The following is a 17,869-nucleotide window of genomic DNA, read 5'->3' on the forward strand; positions in this document are numbered from 1 at the left end:
CGAGCCCTTGCCCCCACGCTCACCCGCATGGAGCGCGACACCACCGACCGGCACCCGCCGGTACGGACCGAACTCGCCCGGGTCGTACGGGACACCGCCCGGCGCCTGACCGACCACCCCTTCTACCGGGGGCTGGCCGACGGAACCCTGCCGGAAGCCGCACTGGCGCACTTCCTCCAGCAGGACCACTGGCACGTCCTGCCCGCCTACGCCGCCGCCCACGCCCGCTGTGCCGCGGTGGCCGCCGGCCACCCCCACGCCCTGCTGTTCAGCCGGTTGGGCACCGGCACCGCCGAGGACGCCGAACGGCGTCGGGAGCGAGTACGGCGGTGGGGCGAGGACCTCCGGCTGCCGCTCGCGGACGGCACTCCCGCGCTGCTGCCCACCACGCTCGGTTACACGTCCTTCCTGGGCGCCGCCCCGGCCCGTTCACTGGCCGCCGGGACCGGCGCCGTCCTGCCCGCCGCCTGGCTGTTCCTGCTCGTCACCGACGAGCTGCTGACCCGGTGCGTACCGGGCTCCCGCTACGCCACGGTGATCGAGGAGTGGCACCCTGGCGACACCTACCGCGAGCTGGTGGACGTGTTCCTGGGCGCCGTGGCGGAGATCGCCGCGGACAGCGCGCCGGCCGGCCGCCGCGAACTCGTCACCTCCGCACGGCACGCCGCCTACTTCGAGTGGGCCCACGTGGACGCGGCCTGGCGGCAGGAGGCCTGGCCGTTCTGACCCGTCGCACCGGCAGCGCACCGGCGGCCGGCGCCATCCCGAGATCCGACCGACGACACAGTCGACAGTGAGGAGAGCTCCACATGTGCGGCATTACCGGTTGGGTGGACTACGCCCATGATCTCCGTCGCGAGAAGGCGACGGTCGAGGCCATGAACAACACACTCGGCCTCCGGGGCCCCGACGCCCGCGGTGTGTGGGTCGGCCCGCACGCGGGGCTGGGCCACACCCGCAACTCGATCATCGACCTGGCCGGCGGCATCCAGCCGATGGCCGCCGAGGAGGACGGCCGGACCCTCGCCGTCCTCACGTACAGCGGTGAGGTCTACAACTTCAAGCAGCTCCGCTCGGAGCTGGAGTCGCGCGGCCACCGGTTCCGCACCCGGTCCGACACCGAGGTGGTGCTGCGCTCGTACCTGGAGTGGGGCGCGGGCTGCGCGGAACGCCTGGAGGGCATGTTCGCCTTCGGGGTGTGGGACCTGCGCACCGAGGAACTGCTGCTGGTCCGCGACCGGCTGGGCATCAAGCCGCTGTTCTACAGCGTCCGGCCGGACGGCGTGCTCTTCGGCTCGGAGCCCAAGGCCCTGCTGGCGCATCCCGACATCGAGCCGGTGGTCGGCGTACCGGAACTTCAGGAGCTGTTCTCCACCGCCAAGACCCCGGGCCAGGCCGTCTTCCGCGACATGCGGGAGCTGCTGCCGGGCCACACCATGACGGTCAGCCGCTCCGGCGTCCGCGAGCGCCGCTACTGGGCCCTGGAGGCCCGCCCGCACACGGACGACCTCGACGCGACGGTGGGGCACATCCGCTCCCTGCTGGAGGAGATCGTCACCCGCGAGCTGGTGGCCGATGTCCCGCTGTGCACCACGCTGTCCGGCGGCATCGACTCCAGCGTGGTCACCTCCCTGGCCGCCAAGGCCCGCGAGGAGGCGGGCGACGAGGCGGTGCGCACCATCACCGCCACCTTCGTCGGCTACAGCGAGAACTTCCGCCCGGACGACCAGCGCGACACCCCGGACGCCCCGTATGCCGCCGAACTGGCCCGGCACGTCGGCGCCGACCACACCGACATCGTGCTCGGCACCGCCGACCTCATCAGCACCCGGGCCCGCGAGGCGGCGGTGCTGGCGCAGGACATGCCGACGATGCTCGGCGACATGGACACCTCGTTGTACCTGATGCTGCGCGCCACCCGCGAGCACTCGACGGTGGCCCTGACCGGCGAGACCGCCGACGAGATCTTCGGCGGTTTCAAGTGGCTGCACGACAGCGAACTGGTGGCGGCCGACAATTTCCCGTGGGTCGAGGCGGAGAAGCGCCAGGAAGGCAGCCGCGGCGGCGGTCTGGGGCGCGGTCTGTTCGGCCGCGGGCTGCTGGACAAGCTGGACATGCCCGGCTACTACGCGGACGCCTTCGCGCAGACGCGTGCCCTGACCCCCCACCAGGAGAACGAGGACCCGCACGAGCACCGGATGCGGGAGCTGTGCTTCTCCCACCTCAACCGCTGGCTGCCGATGCTGCTGGACCGCGGTGACCGGCTGGCCATGGCCTCCAGCCTGGAGACCCGGGTGCCGTTCTGCGACCACCGGCTCGTGGAGTACGTCTACAACACGCCCTGGTCGTTCAAGACCTTCGACGGCCGGGAGAAGAGCCTGCTGCGTGCCGCCGCCGGCGGGGGCCTGGTGCCCAAGTCGGTGCTGGAGCGCCCGAAGAGCCCGTACCCGGTGACCCAGGACCCCGCGTACACGCGCGCGCTGCACGACGCGATGGCCGCGGTCCTGGCCGACTCCAACTCGCCGGTGCTGCCGCTGCTGGACGTCGACGCGGCACACGCGGCGGTGGCGGACCAGTCCCCCACCGCCCACGAGTGGCACAGCCGGTCCAACCTGGAGATGGCCCTCGGGTTCGACTTCTGGCTGCGGCACTACGGCATCACGCTCGACCTGTAACCGCCGCGGTACGCCGTCGGGCCGGCCGGAGTTTCTCCGGCCGGCCCGACGGTCGTTCTTCCCGTTCAGACCTGTAGGTAGGTGCGCAGCTCCCACTCGGACACCTGACGGTGGTAGGCGTCGAACTCGGCGCGCTTCTGGTCCGCGTAGTAGTCGGCGTAGAAGCCGTCCGGCGTCTTGCCCAGGCCGTCACGCAGCACGTCGTCCTGGGCCAGGGCCTCCGCCGCGTGCAGCAGGGTGGGCGGCAGCGGACGCAGCCGCCGGGTGCCCGCCCCCGTCGCCTCCAGGTCCACGTCGAGCGGCCCGCCGGGGTCGGCGCCGCGCGCCATGCCGTCCGCTCCGGCGGCCGCGAGACCGGAGAGCGCCAGGTAGGGGTTGGCGGCGGAGTCCACGCAGCGCACCTCGATCCGGTCCGAGTCCGGCACCCGGACCAGGTGGGTGCGGTTGTTGCCCCCGTAACTGGCGTACCCCGGCGCCCAACTCGACCCGGACAGCGTCGCGGCCCCCGCCCCGAGCCGCTTGTAGGAGTTGACCGTCGGGCAGGTCAGCGCCATCAGCCCGGGCGCGTGGTCCAGCACGCCGGCGATGAAGCCGTACGCCCGCCGCGACAGGCCGAGGCCGTGCGGGTCGTCCGGGGCCTCGAAGACGTTGCGGCCGTCCTGCCACAGCGACAGGTGCAGGTGCAGTCCGCTGCCGGTGAGGCCGCCGAACGGCTTGGGCATGAAGGTGGCGACCAGCCCGGCCCGGTGCGCGGCGAGACGGACCAGGTGGCGGAAGACCACGACGCGGTCGGCGGTGCGCAGCGCCTCCGCGTAGCCGAAGTTGTGCTCGAACTGGCCGTTGGCGTCCTCGTGGTCGTTGGAGTAGTTCTCCCAGCCCATGGCGTCGACGGCGCGGCTGATCGTGGTCAGGTGGTCCAGCGACCGGCTGGCCGCGTGCGCGTCGTAGCAGGGCCCGGCGGTGTCGTCCAGCTCGTCCGCCACCCGGATGCCGCCGTCCTCGGTACGGCGCACCAGGAAGTACTCGGGCTCGGCGCCCGCCTTCAGTTCGAGCCGCTGTTCGGCGAGCTGGGCGAGCTGCCTGCGCAGGATGCCGCGGGGCGCGTACGGCCAGGGCTCGCCCCGTACGTACAGGTCGCACTGGAGGATGCCGAGGTTCTCCTGGATCGGCACCCGGACGTAGGAGGTGGGGTCGGGAATCGCCACCACGTCCGGATCGGCCGAACTCTGCCCCAGGCCGTCGGCGGCGTTCCCGGCGAAGCCCAGCCCCTCGCCGAGCAACCGGTCGAGGGTGTGCGCGGGCGCCAGCTTGGCACAGGTCTTCCCGCGCAGGTTGACGAACATGACCAGCAGGAACTCCACCCCGTCCCGGGCCACCGCCCGGGCCAGCTCGGCACCGTTCGCCGGTGGTGTGTGCGCCGTCATCGTGTCCTCCCCTTCGAGCGTGCACGTGTGGTCTGCCCGACAGGGTGAACAGGGGGACTTGAGAGCGGCTAGGGAGCTTGTGACGGATTCCGCGGCACGCCCCCTCAAGGCCCGCTCTAGTGCGGTGGAACACGGTGGACCCGGTGCGACATGTCGGGAATCCGGTGAACCAAGAAGAGGTACGGATGGACCACAAGGTACTGAACAGCGGGCTTGCCACGCGGCCGGGGAACGCGCTGGATCAGGTGCTGGGCACCCTGCCCCGCGAGGAGGCGGACGCGGTGCGCGGCTGGCTGCCGGGGGCCGGGGGCGGCGCGGAGCCGCTGGCTCTGCTGCGGTCGCTGGCGGCCTCGGGTGGGGACATGGAGCGGCCCGACGCGTCCACGCCCCGGGCGATCCGCCGGGTGGGCGTCATCGGCGGCGGGACGGCGGGATATCTCGCGGCGCTCGCGCTGAAGGCCAAGCGGCCGTGGCTGGACGTGACGCTCGTCGAGTCGCGGCACATCCCGATCATCGGGGTCGGCGAGGCCACCGTGACGTACATGACGCTCTTCCTCCACCACTACCTCGGGATCGACGCCGAGGAGCTGTATCGCCGCGTGCGCCCCACCTGGAAGCTGGGCATCAGGTTCGACTGGGGACCGCACCCGGACGGTTTCATGGGGCCGTTCGACTGGTCCAGCGACTCGGTGGGCCTGCAGGGCGCCCTCCGGACGACCGGCGGCATCAACGGCTCCACCCTGGGCTCCGCGCTGATGACGGCCGACAAGGCGGCCGTGTACCGCAAGGGCGAGGCCCCGCTGTCTCTGATGAAGTACCTGCCGTTCGCCTACCACCTCGACAACGCCCTGCTCGTGTCGTACCTGACGGAACTCGCCGAGCGCCGCGGCGTCCACCACGTCGAGGCGACGGTGGCCGACGTGGAACTCAGCGGCCCCGAGTGGGTCGAGAAGCTGCGGACCTCCGACGGGCGCGACCTGTCGTTCGACCTGTACGTGGACTGCACCGGTTTCCGTTCGCAATTGCTCGGCCGGGCCTTCGCGACACCGTACGTCCCGTTCTCCAGCACCCTGTTCACCGACTCGGCCGTCACCGGCAACGTCGCCCAGGACGGGAAGATCCGGCCCTACACCCAGGCGACCACGATGAACGCCGGCTGGTGCTGGCGCATCCCCACGCGGGGCAGCGATCACCGCGGCTATGTGTTCTCCTCGGCGGCGATCTCCGACGACGAGGCCGCCGGGGAGCTCGCGGCCCGCTTCCCCGGCATCTCCGACCCGCACTTCGTACGGTTCCGCAGCGGGCGCTACGCGAAGGCCTGGCGCGGCAATGTGGTGGCGGTCGGCAACTCGTACGGCTTCGTGGAACCGCTGGAGTCGACCGGGCTGATGATGATCGGCGTCGAGGTGCAGAGCCTGGTCTCGTGTCTGCCGGCGTCCTGGGACGGCCCGCAGGTGCGGGAGACCCTCAACGCCGCGCTGGGGCAGCAGTGGGACGCGATCCGGTGGCTGTTGGGCCTGCACTACCGGTTCAACACCCGGCTGGACACGAAGTTCTGGCAGGAGTGCCGCGCCTCCGCCGACGTGTCCGGTTTCCAGCCCCTGCTCGACGTCTTCGCGGGCGGGGCGCCGCTGTCCCGCCGCAACGCCTTCGTGCAGGACATGCTGTCCCGGGTGGCACCGTCCTTCTTCGGCCTGTTCGGCATCGACTACCTGCTGCTGGGTCAGCAGGTGCCCACACGGATCCTGCCCATGGACGAGCCGCTGTCGGCGTGGCAGACGCGCAAGCGGGCCGCGGACGCCCTGGTGCGTGCGGCGCTGCCCACGCGGGAGGCGCTGGAGGCGTTCGACGCCTGTCCGGAGCTGAACCGCCAGCTCTTGGAGGACGACGACAGCTGGGCCGGCAGGGAAATCGCGCGGCGGATGGGGATGCGGTGACGTCCCGCCCGCGGCGCCCGACCGGCGCGGGCCGGCCGGGTACCGCCGGGCACTGACAACAGCCGACGGTGACCGCCGTCACCGAACGTAAATACCCTGCTACCACATCAATTCGAAAATCCACAAGAGGAGTCCAGGCCTTCTCTAGTCCCGCTCATGCGGACCCGACCACGATGCGGCGCACACCCACGCCGACGACGGCCGTCCGCGTGGGCGGAATGGAGGAGATGTGCGTAAATGGTTCGCCATCGGGCCGGTCGGGACCGTACTGGCCGGCGCGCTGGCCCTGGGTCCCGTACCGGCGCCGGCCGCCGCGGCACCGCCCGTCGCCACGGCCCACACCAAGGCCGGCACCACGTATTTCGTCGACTGCGCCGGCGGCGACGACAACGCTGACGGCACCTCGGAGAGCACCGCCTGGCGGTCCCTGGCCCGGGCCAACAAGGTGAAGTTCGCGCCGGGCGACTCGCTCCAGTTGCGCGCCGGGACGACCTGCCAGGGCACCCTCGCCCCCAAGGGGTCCGGCACCGCGCAGGCACCGGTGTCCGTGGAGCCCTACGGCAGGGGCGGCGCCCCCGTCGTCGACGGCGCCGGGGCGTCCGCCGCCGTCCTGCTGGAGAACGTCGAGTACTACCAGATACGGAAGATCACCGTCACCAACACCGGCGCGACGCCGGCCCAGCGCGCGGGCATCCGGGTGCTGCTGCGGGACTACGGCATCGGTCACCACTACGTGATCGACAACGTCACCGTCCGCGACGTCAACGGCACCGACCACCGCTATCCCCGTCCCAGCGGCGGCATCCTCTTCGAGGCGGCCGGCTCCTCGGTACCGACCGGCTTCTCCGGGATCGCGGTGACCGACAGCACGGTCGACAACGTCGACCGGACCGGCATCGGCATCACCTCCGACTGGCAGAAGCGCCCGGAAAACCCCAAGGGCCCCGGTACCGAGTTCGTCCCCAACGAGGGCATCGTCATCAGCCGCAACACCGTGAAGAACATCGGCGGTGACGGCATCATCCTGTTCAACGGGAACCGGGCCCGGGTGACCGAGAACACGGTCGACGGATTCAACATGCGCTCCACCGATTACAACATCGGCGCCTACGCCTGGAATTCGGACCGCACCGTCATCGAACACAACACCGTGCGGCACGGGAAGGGCCCGGGCATGGCCTTCGCCGTGGAAGGGGGAAATGTCGGTACCACCTACCAGTACAACTACTCACAGGACAACGGCGGTGGTTTCCTCTACTTCTGCCAGGACGACGGGGAAACCGCCAAGGACGGAATCGTCCGGTACAATATCAGCCAGAACGACGCCGCCGACGCCCAGGGACTCGGCCTGCTCAACTCTTTCTGCACCGGCGTGTCGAATCTGCGGATCTACCAGAACACCTTCTACGCGCCGAACGCGAACAGCCTCGTGGAAGTCGTCCGGCCGAACGACTTCACCTTGCAGAACAACGTGTTCGTGGGCGCGAAGGACGGCTCGACCGTGAACGACCGCTACGGCACCTACCGGTACAACCTCTTCGACCGGGTCACGGCGCTCCCGCCGAACGGCGAGCACAACCTCGCCGGCGACCCGCTGCTGACGGCGCCCGGCACGGCGACCTCCGTGTCCGACGCCAACGGCTACCGGCTCCAGACCGGTTCACCGGCCCTGAAGGCGGGCAGCCGCGTCACCGGGGACGGCGGAAAGGACTTCTACGGCAATCCCGTCCCGGCCGTCCCGCACATCGGCGCCTACCAGAAGGCTCCACAGTAGGCCGGCGCCTGCCCGGAGCCCCGCGCCGGGGCTCCGCGTCAGGTCGGTGAACGGCCTGTCCCGCAGGGTGGCGGGCGGCTCCCCGGGGTGCCCCGTGGCGTCGGCGGATGCCAAGGGGCGCCCCTCCGTAGCCGGTCCGGGGTCGCGCCGGCCGCTTCAGTACTCCCCGTGGAGACCGGCCGCCAGGTAGCGGCCCAGGTCCGGCGGGTCGCACCGCAGCACGTACTCGACCCAGGCGTCCCGCTCACAGCCGATCACCGCCAGCTCCCACACGCAGGCGGTGGCGTGGCCCGGGGCCTCGGTCAGCCGCTTCAGGTCCGCCCAGTCGGCGAGCCAGGTGCGGGTGTGCAGGATCAGCCGGTTGGCGCTCCACCAGCCGACGACGGCGTAGACGCCGTCCGCGTCCTCGTGCACCACGCTGAACGCGTGGCGGAACCCGTCGGCGTACGGCTCCGGAAGGCTCCGGCGCACCGCGTCCCAGGCGAAGGCGTGCACCTCCGCGGGCGGCAGTTCCCGCAGCGCCGAGACGGCGTACCGCTTCACCGTCCAGCCGTCCGCCGTCCCGTGTTCCAGTGTGCGCACGGAGCGCGGCGCATACCGGGTGGGGCGCTGCCCCACCTGTAATTCGGTGGTCATGTCCTCATGGTGGCACGTACGGAACGGGCCACCCAACCCCGTTCGACCACTCCTTGAGCGGTGTCCTGGATGTTTTCCCCCGTCGGCCGCGCGCCGCGCGGGAGGGACTACCGGCTGGGAGCTGGCCGTGCAGACGTTCACCCTGGATGAATCGCAGCTTAGTCACGAATACGGGATCGGCATCGGACGCTGGGAGGAGCACCCGAAGAAACAGCCACTGCCGTTCGACGCCATGTGGTGCCGCATTCCGGCGCATTCCGAAAGCGCGCTGGACGAGCACCCCGAGGTCGAACTCGCCGTCGTGGTCAGCGGCACCGCCGTGTTCACCGTGGACGGTACGGAGGTCACGGCCGGGCCGGGTACGGCCGTCCTGCTGTCACCCGGGGAGCGGCACGTCATCAAGGCGGCCGAGGAACCGGTGCGCATTCTCAGCGTCTACTGGCTGCCGTCGGCGGCGGGCTCAGGTGAGGCCGGATGAGCGCGGTGACGGCGCCCCGCGGCCGGGGCACGACCGTACTGCTCTCCCCACCGCCCACCCCCAACGGCCCGCTGCACGTGGGGCACCTGGCCGGCCCGTACGTCGCCGCCGACGTCGCCGCCCGCGCGGCCCGCCTGCGCGGCGAGCGGGTGCTGACGGTGTGCGGCCTGGACGACCACCAGAACTACGTCCCCGCCAGGGCGCGGCAGCGGGGCACCAAGGTGCGCGAGGAACGCGACGGGCACGCCGCGCGGATCCGTGCGGTGTTCGACCGGGCGGGCGTGCGCCACGACGTGTTCACCGACCCGCTCAGTGACGTCGGTTACCGCACCGCGGTGGCCGGATTCCTCGACGAACTGGTCGCCTCCGGGACGCTGCCCGTACGGGAGTGGGAGACCCCCGTCTGCCCGTCCTGCCCCGGCGTCCCCCACCACGCGTACGTGTCCGGGGGCTGCCCCCGCTGCGGGACGGGTTCGTGCGGCGGTACCTGCGAGGGCTGCGGCTGGTTCACCACGGCCGGGAACCTGGTGGACGCGCGGTGCACCCGCTGCGGCTCCCCGCTCACCGCCCGGCGCACCGTAAGCGGCCCCGTCCTCCCGCTGGAGCACTACCGGGAGGGCCTCAGCCGCGTCTGGGCCGCCGCCGACGCCCCGCCCAGCGCCCGGCTGCTGCTGCGGCAGCTGTTCCGCCTGCCGGAACTGCCCGACGTCCCGCTCAGTTACCCGACCGACTGGGGCATCGAGTCCGTCACCACACCGGAGCACCGTATCGACGTGTGGTCCGAGATGGCGCTGGGCTACCTGTACACCATCGGGCAGCGGCTGGAACCCGGCGCGGCCGGGATCGACGGGCACGTGCGCGCCTGGCGCGGCGTCGACGCGCTGTGGGCCTTCCTGGGCCGGGACAACACGTTCTACTACCTGGCGCAGTTCCCCGCGCTGTTCCTGGCCTTCGGGCTGCCGCCGGACGTCCTGGGCGGCCTGGTGGTCAACGAGTTCTACCACCTGTCGGGCGCCAAGTTCTCCACCAGCCGGGGCCACGCCGTCTGGGCCCACGACCTGCTGGACCACGAGGACCCCGAGGTGCTGCGCGCCTTCCTGTGCTGGGACCGGCCCGCCCCCTACTCCACCGACTTCACCCCGGAGCGCTACCACGCCCTGACGGCGAGCTGGGACCTCGCGGCCCCGGCGGGCGAGGGCCCGGAGTACGCCACCGAGCGGGACCGGGCCGCGCGGGCCCTGACACCGGAGCACTTCGACGCCGCGTACGCCGCCCGGTGCCTGCTGCGCCCCGGCGGCGACCCGGAACTGCGCGGCGCGCTCACCGGCACGGCGGGCGCCCCGGTCCCGGAAGGAGCGCGGGCCGGATGAGGATCTGCGTCGTGGGCGCGGGGGTGGCGGGCGCGCTGCTGGCCTGGCGGCTCGTCGCGGAGCACGGGGCCCGGGTGACGCTGTTGACGGGCGCGCCCCGGCCGGACGCCACCGCCGCGTCAGGCGGCCTGGTGCGCGCTTTCGAGCGCGATCCGGAGGTGGCGCGGCTCGCCGCCCTCAGCCTCGCGGAGCTGCGGACCAGCCGCACCCTGCGCAAGTGGTCCGCCTACCGCCCCGGCCGGTCCCTGTACGTCCTGGCCCCCGCTGACGGGTACGACGCCGTGCCGGACGCCCTGCCGCCGACGGCCGAGCGGTGCGACCGGCGGCGGCTGGCCGACGAGTTCGGCGTGCAGGGCCTGCCGGAGGGAGCGGCCGGGGTGCTGGAACCGCACGCCGGCCACCTCTCCCCCGACGGTCTGCGCCGTGCGGCCATCATCGACCTCGTCGCCCGGGGAGCGGATGTGCCGTCCGGCCGACTGCGCTCCGTGACCTGCGACGGCCCGGAGGGCAGCGTCACGTACCGGACCGTCACCCACGAGGGCACGGCCGACGTCCTGGTGGCGGCCACCGGCGCCTGGACGGGCCGGCTGCTGCGGTCCCTCGGTGTCACCGCCGACGACACCGTACGGACGAAGGTCATTCAGTGTGCCGTCTACCGGGCCGGCGGGCTGCTGCCGCCCGCCTTCGTCGACGAGACCAGCGGCCTGTACGGACGGCCCGCCGGCCCCGGCCGGATGCTGCTGGGCCTGCCCACCGAACGCTGGGGGGCCGAGCCGGGCGCGGCGCGCTTCCTCGACCACGAGGAGCGCGCTGTCCGGGCCGCGGCCGCACGGCGGCTGCCCGGCCTGTCCCTGGGGCGGCTGATGCGCCCCGTGGCCGCCGTGGACGCCTACGGGCCGGCCGGGCGGCTCGCCCTGGCGCCCGTACTCGGCGCCCCGGGACGGCTGTTCACCTTCACCGGCGGCAGCGGCGGCTCGGCGAAGCTCGCGCTCGCCGCTTCCCGGGAGGCGGCGAGCGGCCTGCTGGCCGGCATCTCCTCCGGTACGCCCCGGACCGGCCGCGCCCCGATCACCACCATCACACGGAGGGAGACGTCATGAGCGCCGACGTGCGCAGCACGCTGGAGGCAGCCTGCCCGGGGAGGGTGGTCACCCCCGGTCACCCCGCCTACGACCGGATGCGGCTGCTGTTCAACGGAGCACACGACCACCACCCGGCCGCGGTCTGCCTGCCCAGGGACACCGCCGAGGTGCGGGCCGCGGTCCTGGCCGCGCAGGAGACGGGCCTGCCGGCCGTGATCCGGGGCGGTGGGCACAACGTCGCCGGAGCCGGGTCCGTCGACGCGGGGGTGGTGATCGACCTGCGGCTGCTGAGCGGGGTACGTGTCGATCCCGGTGCCCGGACGGCCCGCGTCGGCGGCGGGGCGACCTGGGCCGACGTCGACCTGGCGGCCGGTACGTACCAACTGGCCACCACAGGCGGCACGTTCGACGACACCGGCGTCGGCGGACTCACCCTCGGCGGCGGCATCGGGCACCTGATGGGCCGCGCGGGCCTGAGCTGCGACAACGTACTGAGCTACGAACTGGTCACCGCGTCCGGCGAGACGCTCACGGTCTCCCCGGAGACCCACCCCGAGACCGACTGGGCGCTGCGCGGGGCGGGCCACCACTTCGGTGCCGTCACCGAGTTCACGTTCCGACTGCACGACGTGCCGCGCGTGTACGGCGGTTACGTCGCCTACCCGGCCGACGACCCGGCGGCCGCCGTCCGGTTCTTCCGCGACCTGATGCGGGACGCGCCCGACGAGCTGATCTGCACCCTGCTGCTCGAACGGTACGGTCCGATGCAGGAACCCGCGGCCGTCATCAGCGTGTGCTACTCGGGGGACGACCCCGAGTACCCGGCCGTGCTGGACAAGGCGCTGCGCGCCACGCTCACCCCGCTGACCTGGGCTGTGGGCGAGCGATCGTACGTCTCCATGCAGCAGTGCCTGGGCCGGCTGCCGTTCGGACTGCGGCACTACTGGAGCGCGCGCTGTGTCGACGGTCTGCCCGACGAGCTGACCGAGGCCCTGGCGGAGAGATTCCGCGCCGCGCGGATCACCGACCCGTACAACGACACCATCCTGATCGAACCGATCCACGGCGCCGTGCGCGACCGGGCCCGGGTGCCGGGCGTGGTGCCCTTCCGCACCGCCCGGTTCAACATCACCGGCATGGCCATCTGGGACGCCGGGCTGTCGGCCGCCGACGCCCAGCAGCGGGAGTGGGCCAAGTCGGTGTCCCGGCTCGCCGAGCCGTACAGCACGTGGGGTGCCGGCTATCTCAACTACGCGGACCGGGACAGCCTCACGGCCGTCCGGGGCGAGCAGACCTACGGCCCGGAGAACTTCGCCCGACTGCGCAGACTCAAGCGGCAACTGGACCCGGACGGCTTCTTCCGGTCCGGCTACACTCTGACAGGAGCTCCCCGATGACCCACGCCACCCGCCCGCCCGCCGCCGCGGCGCCCTCTCTCTACGACGGGCTGACCTTCCGTTCCACGGCCGCGGAGACCGCCTCGGGCCCCGGTGCCGCACAGGTTCCGGCCGGCGACTACCACCAGCACCGGGACCTGGTCTGGGCGGAGTTCTCCGGCGGCCGGGTGCGCCACGGCCGGCTGGTCGGCCGGTGCGACTCCGACGGGGTCATCACCGCTGCGTACTGCCAGGTCCTCACCGATGGGGAGGTGGTCTCCGGACAGTGCGTCAGCCACCCGGAGCGGCTCGCGGACGGCCGGCTGAGGCTGCGCGAGGAGTGGAGCCGGGCGGACGGCTCGCACGGCACCTCCTACATCGAGGAGGTACGGACGTGACAGGACCGGCGCGTACCGCCCTGGTGACCGGGGCCAACCGCGGCCTCGGCCTGGCGGTGGCCACGGAACTGGCGCGCCGCGGGCACCGGGTGCTGTTCGCCGCGCGGGACGGGGCGGCGGCCGGGCGGGCCGCCGCCGGGGCCGCCGGCGACACGGCGGCGCTCGCGTTCGACGTCACCGACCCCGACGCGGTCCGTGCGGCCGCCGTCGGGCAGCCGGTAGACATCCTGGTCAACAACGCGGGCGTCCTGTCGGACTGGGGTGTCGCCCCCTCCGCCGCCGACCTGGAAGGCGTACGCCGCAGCCTGGAGGTCAACCTGCTGGGCGCCTGGCGGGTGACCCAGGCGTTCCTGCCCGGCATGGTGGAACGGGGCTGGGGACGGGTGGTGAACATCTCCAGCGGCGCGGCGTCGTTCGCGTACGGCCCGTCCCCGCAGTGCCCCGGCTACACGGCGTCGAAGGTGGCCCTCAACGCGCTCACCACGATGCTGGCGGAGGAGGTCAAGGGGACGGGGGTCCTGGTGAACGCCATCAATCCCGGTCTGGTCCGTACCCGTATGCAGCCGCAGGCGGAGCAGGCCCCCGAAGAGGCGGCCCGCCACATCGCGGACGCCGCGACGCTCCCGGACGACGGCCCCAGCGGAGTCTTCCTGCGCCGGGACACGGTCATCGACTGGTGAATCCGCTGAACGGGCCACGGGCCCGGCCCCTGTGCGGGGGCCGGGCCCGTGGCGCTTGCGGACGGTGCCCGGGGCCGGTGCTCAGCGGGCCGCCGGCTGTCCTGCCTCGGCCCAGGCGGCCTTGGTGACGGACGCGGTGTAGCGCAGCCCCAGCGTGAAGTACTCGACGAGTTCCGTCCGGCCGGGCGTGGCCATCAGGCCGCCCAGTTCGTCGTACGCGTCCTCCAGCTCGGAGACGGCTTCCGCGTACTCGGGGCCGGGCTGGAAGATGTCGATCCAGGCGCTGTGGCGCGAGCCGGGCACACGGCGCAGGAGCAGGTCGTCACCGAGGCGCTGACGGAACCAGGCCAGCGGCAGCAGCGCGCCCATACCGGCGGCCACCGTCGTCGCCGTCGCCGCGTGCAGGAACGTGGTGTGCGCGTGGGTGATGGCTCCGGCGGGCGCCTCGGGGTCGGCACGGGGGACGCCCAGCGCGGCGTCCAGTCCGTTGTGGGCCGCCAGCAGCCGGTCGCGCGCCCGGACCGTGCCCGCCGCGGCCTGCGCCAGCAGGACCACGTGCCGGTCCCAGCGGGTGGCGGCGGCGGTGCGGGCCAGGGCCCGTGCGTAGGCGGGCAGGACGTGGCCCGCGCACTGCTCGACGAAGTGCGTCAGCGCGCCGGCGGGCAGCGAACCGTCCCGCACTCCCGCCCAGAACGGATGCTCGATGATCTCCTTCCACTCGGGTTCCGCCCGTTCCTTCAGTTCCTGGTGCAACACGACGGTGCTCCTCTCCGGTTCACGGGTCCGGTTCACGGGGGACGAAGGGTGTGCCGGGAACGCCATCCGCCGCCTACTGCCGTGCTGACTCCCCCGGCAGCAGGCACAGTGTCTGGCTGAGCCGCATCTCGCCACCGCTGCGGAAGGGGGCGAGCCGCCGGCGGTTGTCCACGTGCTCCTCGCTGTGCTCGAAGCGGTGGAAGCTCGGGGCGTCGACCCAGTCGGTGACGACGTAGTAGACGTCGTCCTCGTCGGCCGAGCGGGCCAGGGACTGGCACAGGTTGCCCGGCTGAGCGGCGATGCGCCGCCCGATCTCCTGCCACACCCGCTCGAACTCGTCCCCGTGGCCGGGGTGGATCTCCATACGCAACATCACACGGAATGGGAGAGACTGCGGCATCTGGCCGGCCTCCGTCCTCGGTCGGCGTTCGCGGACGCCGCCCAGCGTCGGCGACCGCGCTCGACAGCGGCTCGAACCCACGGCTGTACGCGAACTCGCGTATCCCCTGGCGCGGACGGGACGCCGGGGTCTCCACCCGTCCTCGACCCGCCTGCGACGCGCCGGAGTGAACCTCACCTCCCCCCGAGCGTCGTGATGGAGGAACCATGAGCGCGCCGATATACCCGCGGGCCGCCGAACCGGCCCGCCCGCCCAGAGCCGGGAGCCGCGGCCCGCTGGGCCGTCCCCGCTGGTTCTTCACCCTCTTCGCCACCGACGTCTGGGAACGCTTCAGCTTCTACGGGATGTCGGCGATCCTCGTCCTGTACGCCTCGGCCCCGGCCTCCGGCGGCGGCCTCGGCATGAGCAGTGGCGACGCCGCCGCGCTCTACGGCCTGTACCTGGCCGCGGTCTTCGTCGCGTCGGTGCCGGGCGGCTGGATCGGCGACCGGCTGCTGGGCGCCCGCCGTGCCGTCCTGTACGGCGGTGTCCTGATCGGCCTGGGCCATGTGTCGCTGGCTGTTCCGGGCCGCCCGCTCTTCTACCCCGGGCTCCTGCTGATCGCCGCCGGGACCGGACTGCTCAAGCCGAACATGGCCGGCCTGCTGAGTGCGTTCTACGCGCCCGAGGACCGGGCCGGCCGGGACGCCGGGTTCGCCGTCTTCTACATGAGCGTCCAGCTCAGCTCGCTGGTGGCGCCCCTCGTGGTGGGTGCCGTGGGCGAGACCGTCGACTGGCACCTCGGGTTCGGGCTCGCCGCGTTCGGCATGGCGCTGGGCCTGCTGCAGTACGTGCGCGGCACCCGGCACTTCGGCACCGTCGGCCACGCCCCCGAACGCGCCGCGACCCCGGCGCAGCGCACCCGGGTGCTGCGGGGCACCGGGCTGGCGGCCGCCGTCCTCGTCGCCGGGTACGGCACGGACGCGGCGCTGGGCATGTTCCGGATCGCCCACGTCATGGCACTGACCGGGCTGCTGACCGTACTCGTCCCCGTGCTGTTCTTCTGGCGGCTGCTCCGCGACCCCCGGCTGACCCGGGCGGAGCGGGTCCGGGTGAAGACGTACGTCTGGCTGTTCCTGGCCTCGGCCGTGTTCTGGGCGCTGTCGCTGCAGGGCGGGTCGGTCTTCTCGGTCTTCGCCCGGGACGCGACGGACCGTACGGTGCTCGGGTTCACCGTGCCGGCGAGCTGGTTCCAGTCCGCGCTGCCGCTGTTCGTCCTGCTCACCGCGCCGCTGTTCGCCGCGCTGTGGAAGCGGGCGGGCGACCGGATCACCACCGCAGCCAAGTTCGCCATCGGCATGGTGTGCGTGGGCGCGGCCTTCACGGTGATGGCGCTCGCCGCGTGGCAGGCCGCGTCGGCAGCGGACGGCCGGGTCCCGGCAGTGTGGCTGCTGCTGGCCTTCCTGCTGCTCGCGGCAGGCGAAGTGGCCTTCGCCCCGGTCGGTATGAGCGCCGCGACCGCCGTGGCCCCGGCGACGTTCGTCAGCCAGATGGTGGGCCTGTTCTGGCTGGCCGGGGCGCTCGGCGGCGGCCTGGGCGGCAACGCCCTGCGGGTGGCGGGCGGCGGATCGCCGTCCCCGGCGTACTTCTTCGCGCTGGCGCTGGCCGCCCTGGTCACGGGCCTTGGCCTGTTTCTGGGGCGCGGGGCGCTGGCGCGGAAGCTGGGGGTATGAGATGTGCGGATGCCCCGGCGTGCGGGGGGGGACGGCGCGGCCGTGCAGGTCACCGAGGCGGTCCGGATGGTGGCCGCCCACTTCCCCGGCTCCCCCGGCTCCCCGACACGGAGAAACTCAAGAGGCAGCGTGCGGTGGAAATCGTCCCAGGTGGCGGCCCCCAACACCTCATACCAGAAGCGAGCGAGGCGATCAGGTTCTGCGCAGTCGAAGGTGACTTGGAACCTCTTGATCGCTGGCATCGGCGCTCCGTACCGCGTACGAAGGAGACCGCACCGCTCATTTCCAGAGGCACCCGCACGTCTTCCTGGGCCGCTGGCCTCCTGGCCTCCTGCGCCTCCTGCGCCTCCTGGCCGGACCTACCTGCCGCTCCACGGCATCCCGGCCATCGGCGCATCGGGCCGCCGTCCGGAGGTCAAGGCCAACCGGCGACGACCCGGTCTCGGCGCCCCTTTGCTTCGTCCTGCTCCAGCAGTTCATGCGTCTCACCGTCCGACGGGAGGGCCCCTCGGATCCCCCGCAGGCTTCCTCTCGTACCGACCGAAGAGTGCCCCACACGTCAGGCGGCTTCCCGGACGTAGCCTGCGATGGCCCGGGGGCGTGTATCCAAGTGCCGGTTCCCTGTTCCACCGTGCAACGGGGGTCGAATTCCACCGGCCCGGGTCCCTACCGGTGCGAGGCAACGTGCCCGAACGATGCCCCGTTCGGCGATGCTCACGCTGACGAGGATCGAGGCCCACGCCGATGTGGTGCAGACGCTCTCCACGGTCAGCCACTCGCAGCACGAGCGGGCCGCCAGGCCCAGGACGGGGAAGACCCGCGGCACGTGACGGGACAACCCGCCACTCAGCCGGGACGAGCCAACGCGAATGATCGCGTACAGCCGGAGCCCGCCGAGGTCTCCCACACCAGCCAGGTTGCCTGAAACTACACCCTGACCGGAGTCTGACGACCCACCCCCCGCGAGCGGCCCCGCACGTGCACCCCGGCCTACCGGTTGCGTGCGGGGCCCTGCGCGTCCCTGCTCCTGACCCGGCCTTGGGGGCCTGGGTGTGTTGCTCGATCGCCGGTCAGCTACGCCTGGTTGCTCAGGGGTCGGGTGGGATGCCGGCGGCGGTGCTGCCGCCGTCGCACCAGGACGTCATCGAGGTGCTCCAGAACGCGGTGCATC

The 17,869-nt window shown here is 72.5% G+C and carries 16 protein-coding genes and 1 pseudogene; 12 read left to right on the forward strand and 5 right to left on the reverse strand.

Annotation, left to right across the window (positions count from 1 at the left end):
• Positions 1-27: 27 nt before the first annotated feature.
• Together ACZ4QV_RS22700 and asnB are read left to right on the forward strand one after the other, a co-directional pair.
• Positions 28-726 carry a thiaminase II/PqqC family protein gene (locus ACZ4QV_RS22700; RefSeq protein WP_361881223.1) on the forward strand — a complete coding sequence of 233 codons (699 nt, stop codon included), beginning with the start codon at positions 28-30 and terminating at the stop codon, positions 724-726.
• A gap of 83 nt (positions 727-809) precedes the next feature.
• A complete protein-coding gene (gene asnB / locus ACZ4QV_RS22705) occupies positions 810-2,675 on the forward strand; it encodes an asparagine synthase (glutamine-hydrolyzing) (RefSeq protein ID WP_361152138.1) in 1,866 nt (621 codons plus the stop codon).
• A gap of 65 nt (positions 2,676-2,740) precedes the next feature.
• On the opposite strand, the gene glnT is transcribed toward asnB, so the two are convergent.
• Complete coding sequence (glnT, locus tag ACZ4QV_RS22710; protein ID WP_361152136.1) at positions 2,741-4,099, reverse strand: type III glutamate--ammonia ligase; 1,359 nt, start codon at positions 4,097-4,099, stop codon at positions 2,741-2,743.
• A 185-nt stretch (positions 4,100-4,284) separates the two neighbouring features.
• Between glnT and ACZ4QV_RS22715 the strand changes: the two genes are divergently transcribed.
• Together ACZ4QV_RS22715 and ACZ4QV_RS22720 are read left to right on the forward strand one after the other, a co-directional pair.
• Positions 4,285-6,036, forward strand: coding sequence for a tryptophan halogenase family protein (locus ACZ4QV_RS22715; protein ID WP_361619665.1), 1,752 nt, complete (start codon positions 4,285-4,287; stop codon positions 6,034-6,036).
• Between the two features lie 229 nt (positions 6,037-6,265).
• Complete coding sequence (locus ACZ4QV_RS22720; RefSeq protein ID WP_361589465.1) at positions 6,266-7,810, forward strand: right-handed parallel beta-helix repeat-containing protein; 1,545 nt, start codon at positions 6,266-6,268, stop codon at positions 7,808-7,810.
• Positions 7,811-7,966: 156 nt separating this feature from the next.
• On the opposite strand, the gene ACZ4QV_RS22725 is transcribed toward ACZ4QV_RS22720, so the two are convergent.
• Positions 7,967-8,446, reverse strand: a complete 480-nt coding sequence (locus ACZ4QV_RS22725) for a hypothetical protein (RefSeq protein ID WP_467763333.1) — start codon at positions 8,444-8,446, stop codon at positions 7,967-7,969.
• Positions 8,447-8,573: 127 nt separating this feature from the next.
• On the opposite strand from ACZ4QV_RS22725, the gene ACZ4QV_RS22730 reads away from it, so the two are divergent.
• From ACZ4QV_RS22730 to ACZ4QV_RS22755, 6 genes are read left to right on the forward strand one after another with little or no spacing between them, the layout of a single operon-like run.
• Complete coding sequence (locus tag ACZ4QV_RS22730; protein WP_361152126.1) at positions 8,574-8,924, forward strand: cupin domain-containing protein; 351 nt, start codon at positions 8,574-8,576, stop codon at positions 8,922-8,924.
• Positions 8,921-10,294 carry a class I tRNA ligase family protein gene (locus tag ACZ4QV_RS22735; protein ID WP_361152124.1) on the forward strand — a complete coding sequence of 458 codons (1,374 nt, stop codon included), beginning with the start codon at positions 8,921-8,923 and terminating at the stop codon, positions 10,292-10,294. The genes ACZ4QV_RS22730 and ACZ4QV_RS22735 overlap by 4 nt, the downstream gene beginning before the upstream one ends.
• Positions 10,291-11,394, forward strand: coding sequence for an NAD(P)/FAD-dependent oxidoreductase (locus ACZ4QV_RS22740; protein ID WP_467763334.1), 1,104 nt, complete (start codon positions 10,291-10,293; stop codon positions 11,392-11,394). Before ACZ4QV_RS22735 ends, ACZ4QV_RS22740 begins: the two co-directional genes overlap by 4 nt.
• A complete protein-coding gene (locus ACZ4QV_RS22745; protein ID WP_467763335.1) occupies positions 11,391-12,773 on the forward strand; it encodes an FAD-binding oxidoreductase in 1,383 nt (460 codons plus the stop codon). The genes ACZ4QV_RS22740 and ACZ4QV_RS22745 overlap by 4 nt, the downstream gene beginning before the upstream one ends.
• Entirely contained in the window at positions 12,770-13,150 is a 381-nt protein-coding gene (locus ACZ4QV_RS22750) for an avidin-fold protein (RefSeq protein WP_361152114.1), read from the forward strand. Before ACZ4QV_RS22745 ends, ACZ4QV_RS22750 begins: the two co-directional genes overlap by 4 nt.
• The gene (locus ACZ4QV_RS22755) at positions 13,147-13,830 is read left to right on the forward strand and encodes an SDR family NAD(P)-dependent oxidoreductase (protein WP_467763336.1); all 684 of its coding nucleotides are present in this window, start codon (positions 13,147-13,149) and stop codon (positions 13,828-13,830) included. The genes ACZ4QV_RS22750 and ACZ4QV_RS22755 overlap by 4 nt, the downstream gene beginning before the upstream one ends.
• A gap of 81 nt (positions 13,831-13,911) precedes the next feature.
• Here ACZ4QV_RS22755 and ACZ4QV_RS22760 read toward each other — a convergent pair whose 3' ends face one another.
• Positions 13,912-14,586: a thiaminase II/PqqC family protein gene (locus ACZ4QV_RS22760; RefSeq protein ID WP_361152110.1), complete on the reverse strand. Its 675-nt coding sequence runs from the start codon at positions 14,584-14,586 to the stop codon at positions 13,912-13,914.
• Positions 14,587-14,659: 73 nt separating this feature from the next.
• Entirely contained in the window at positions 14,660-14,986 is a 327-nt protein-coding gene (locus tag ACZ4QV_RS22765) for an antibiotic biosynthesis monooxygenase family protein (protein ID WP_031001543.1), read from the reverse strand.
• Positions 14,987-15,192: 206 nt separating this feature from the next.
• On the opposite strand from ACZ4QV_RS22765, the gene ACZ4QV_RS22770 reads away from it, so the two are divergent.
• Positions 15,193-16,698, forward strand: coding sequence for a peptide MFS transporter (locus tag ACZ4QV_RS22770; RefSeq protein WP_361638530.1), 1,506 nt, complete (start codon positions 15,193-15,195; stop codon positions 16,696-16,698).
• A 116-nt stretch (positions 16,699-16,814) separates the two neighbouring features.
• Here ACZ4QV_RS22770 and ACZ4QV_RS22775 read toward each other — a convergent pair.
• Positions 16,815-16,940, reverse strand: a pseudogene (locus ACZ4QV_RS22775) (VOC family protein); the annotation flags it as partial.
• A 453-nt stretch (positions 16,941-17,393) separates the two neighbouring features.
• Here ACZ4QV_RS22775 and ACZ4QV_RS22780 point away from each other — a divergent pair.
• Positions 17,394-17,528, forward strand: a complete 135-nt coding sequence (locus tag ACZ4QV_RS22780; protein ID WP_361152102.1) for a hypothetical protein — start codon at positions 17,394-17,396, stop codon at positions 17,526-17,528.
• The last annotated feature ends 341 nt before the right edge of the window (positions 17,529-17,869 follow it).

Source organism: Streptomyces sp. NPDC026394, assembly GCF_055567735.1.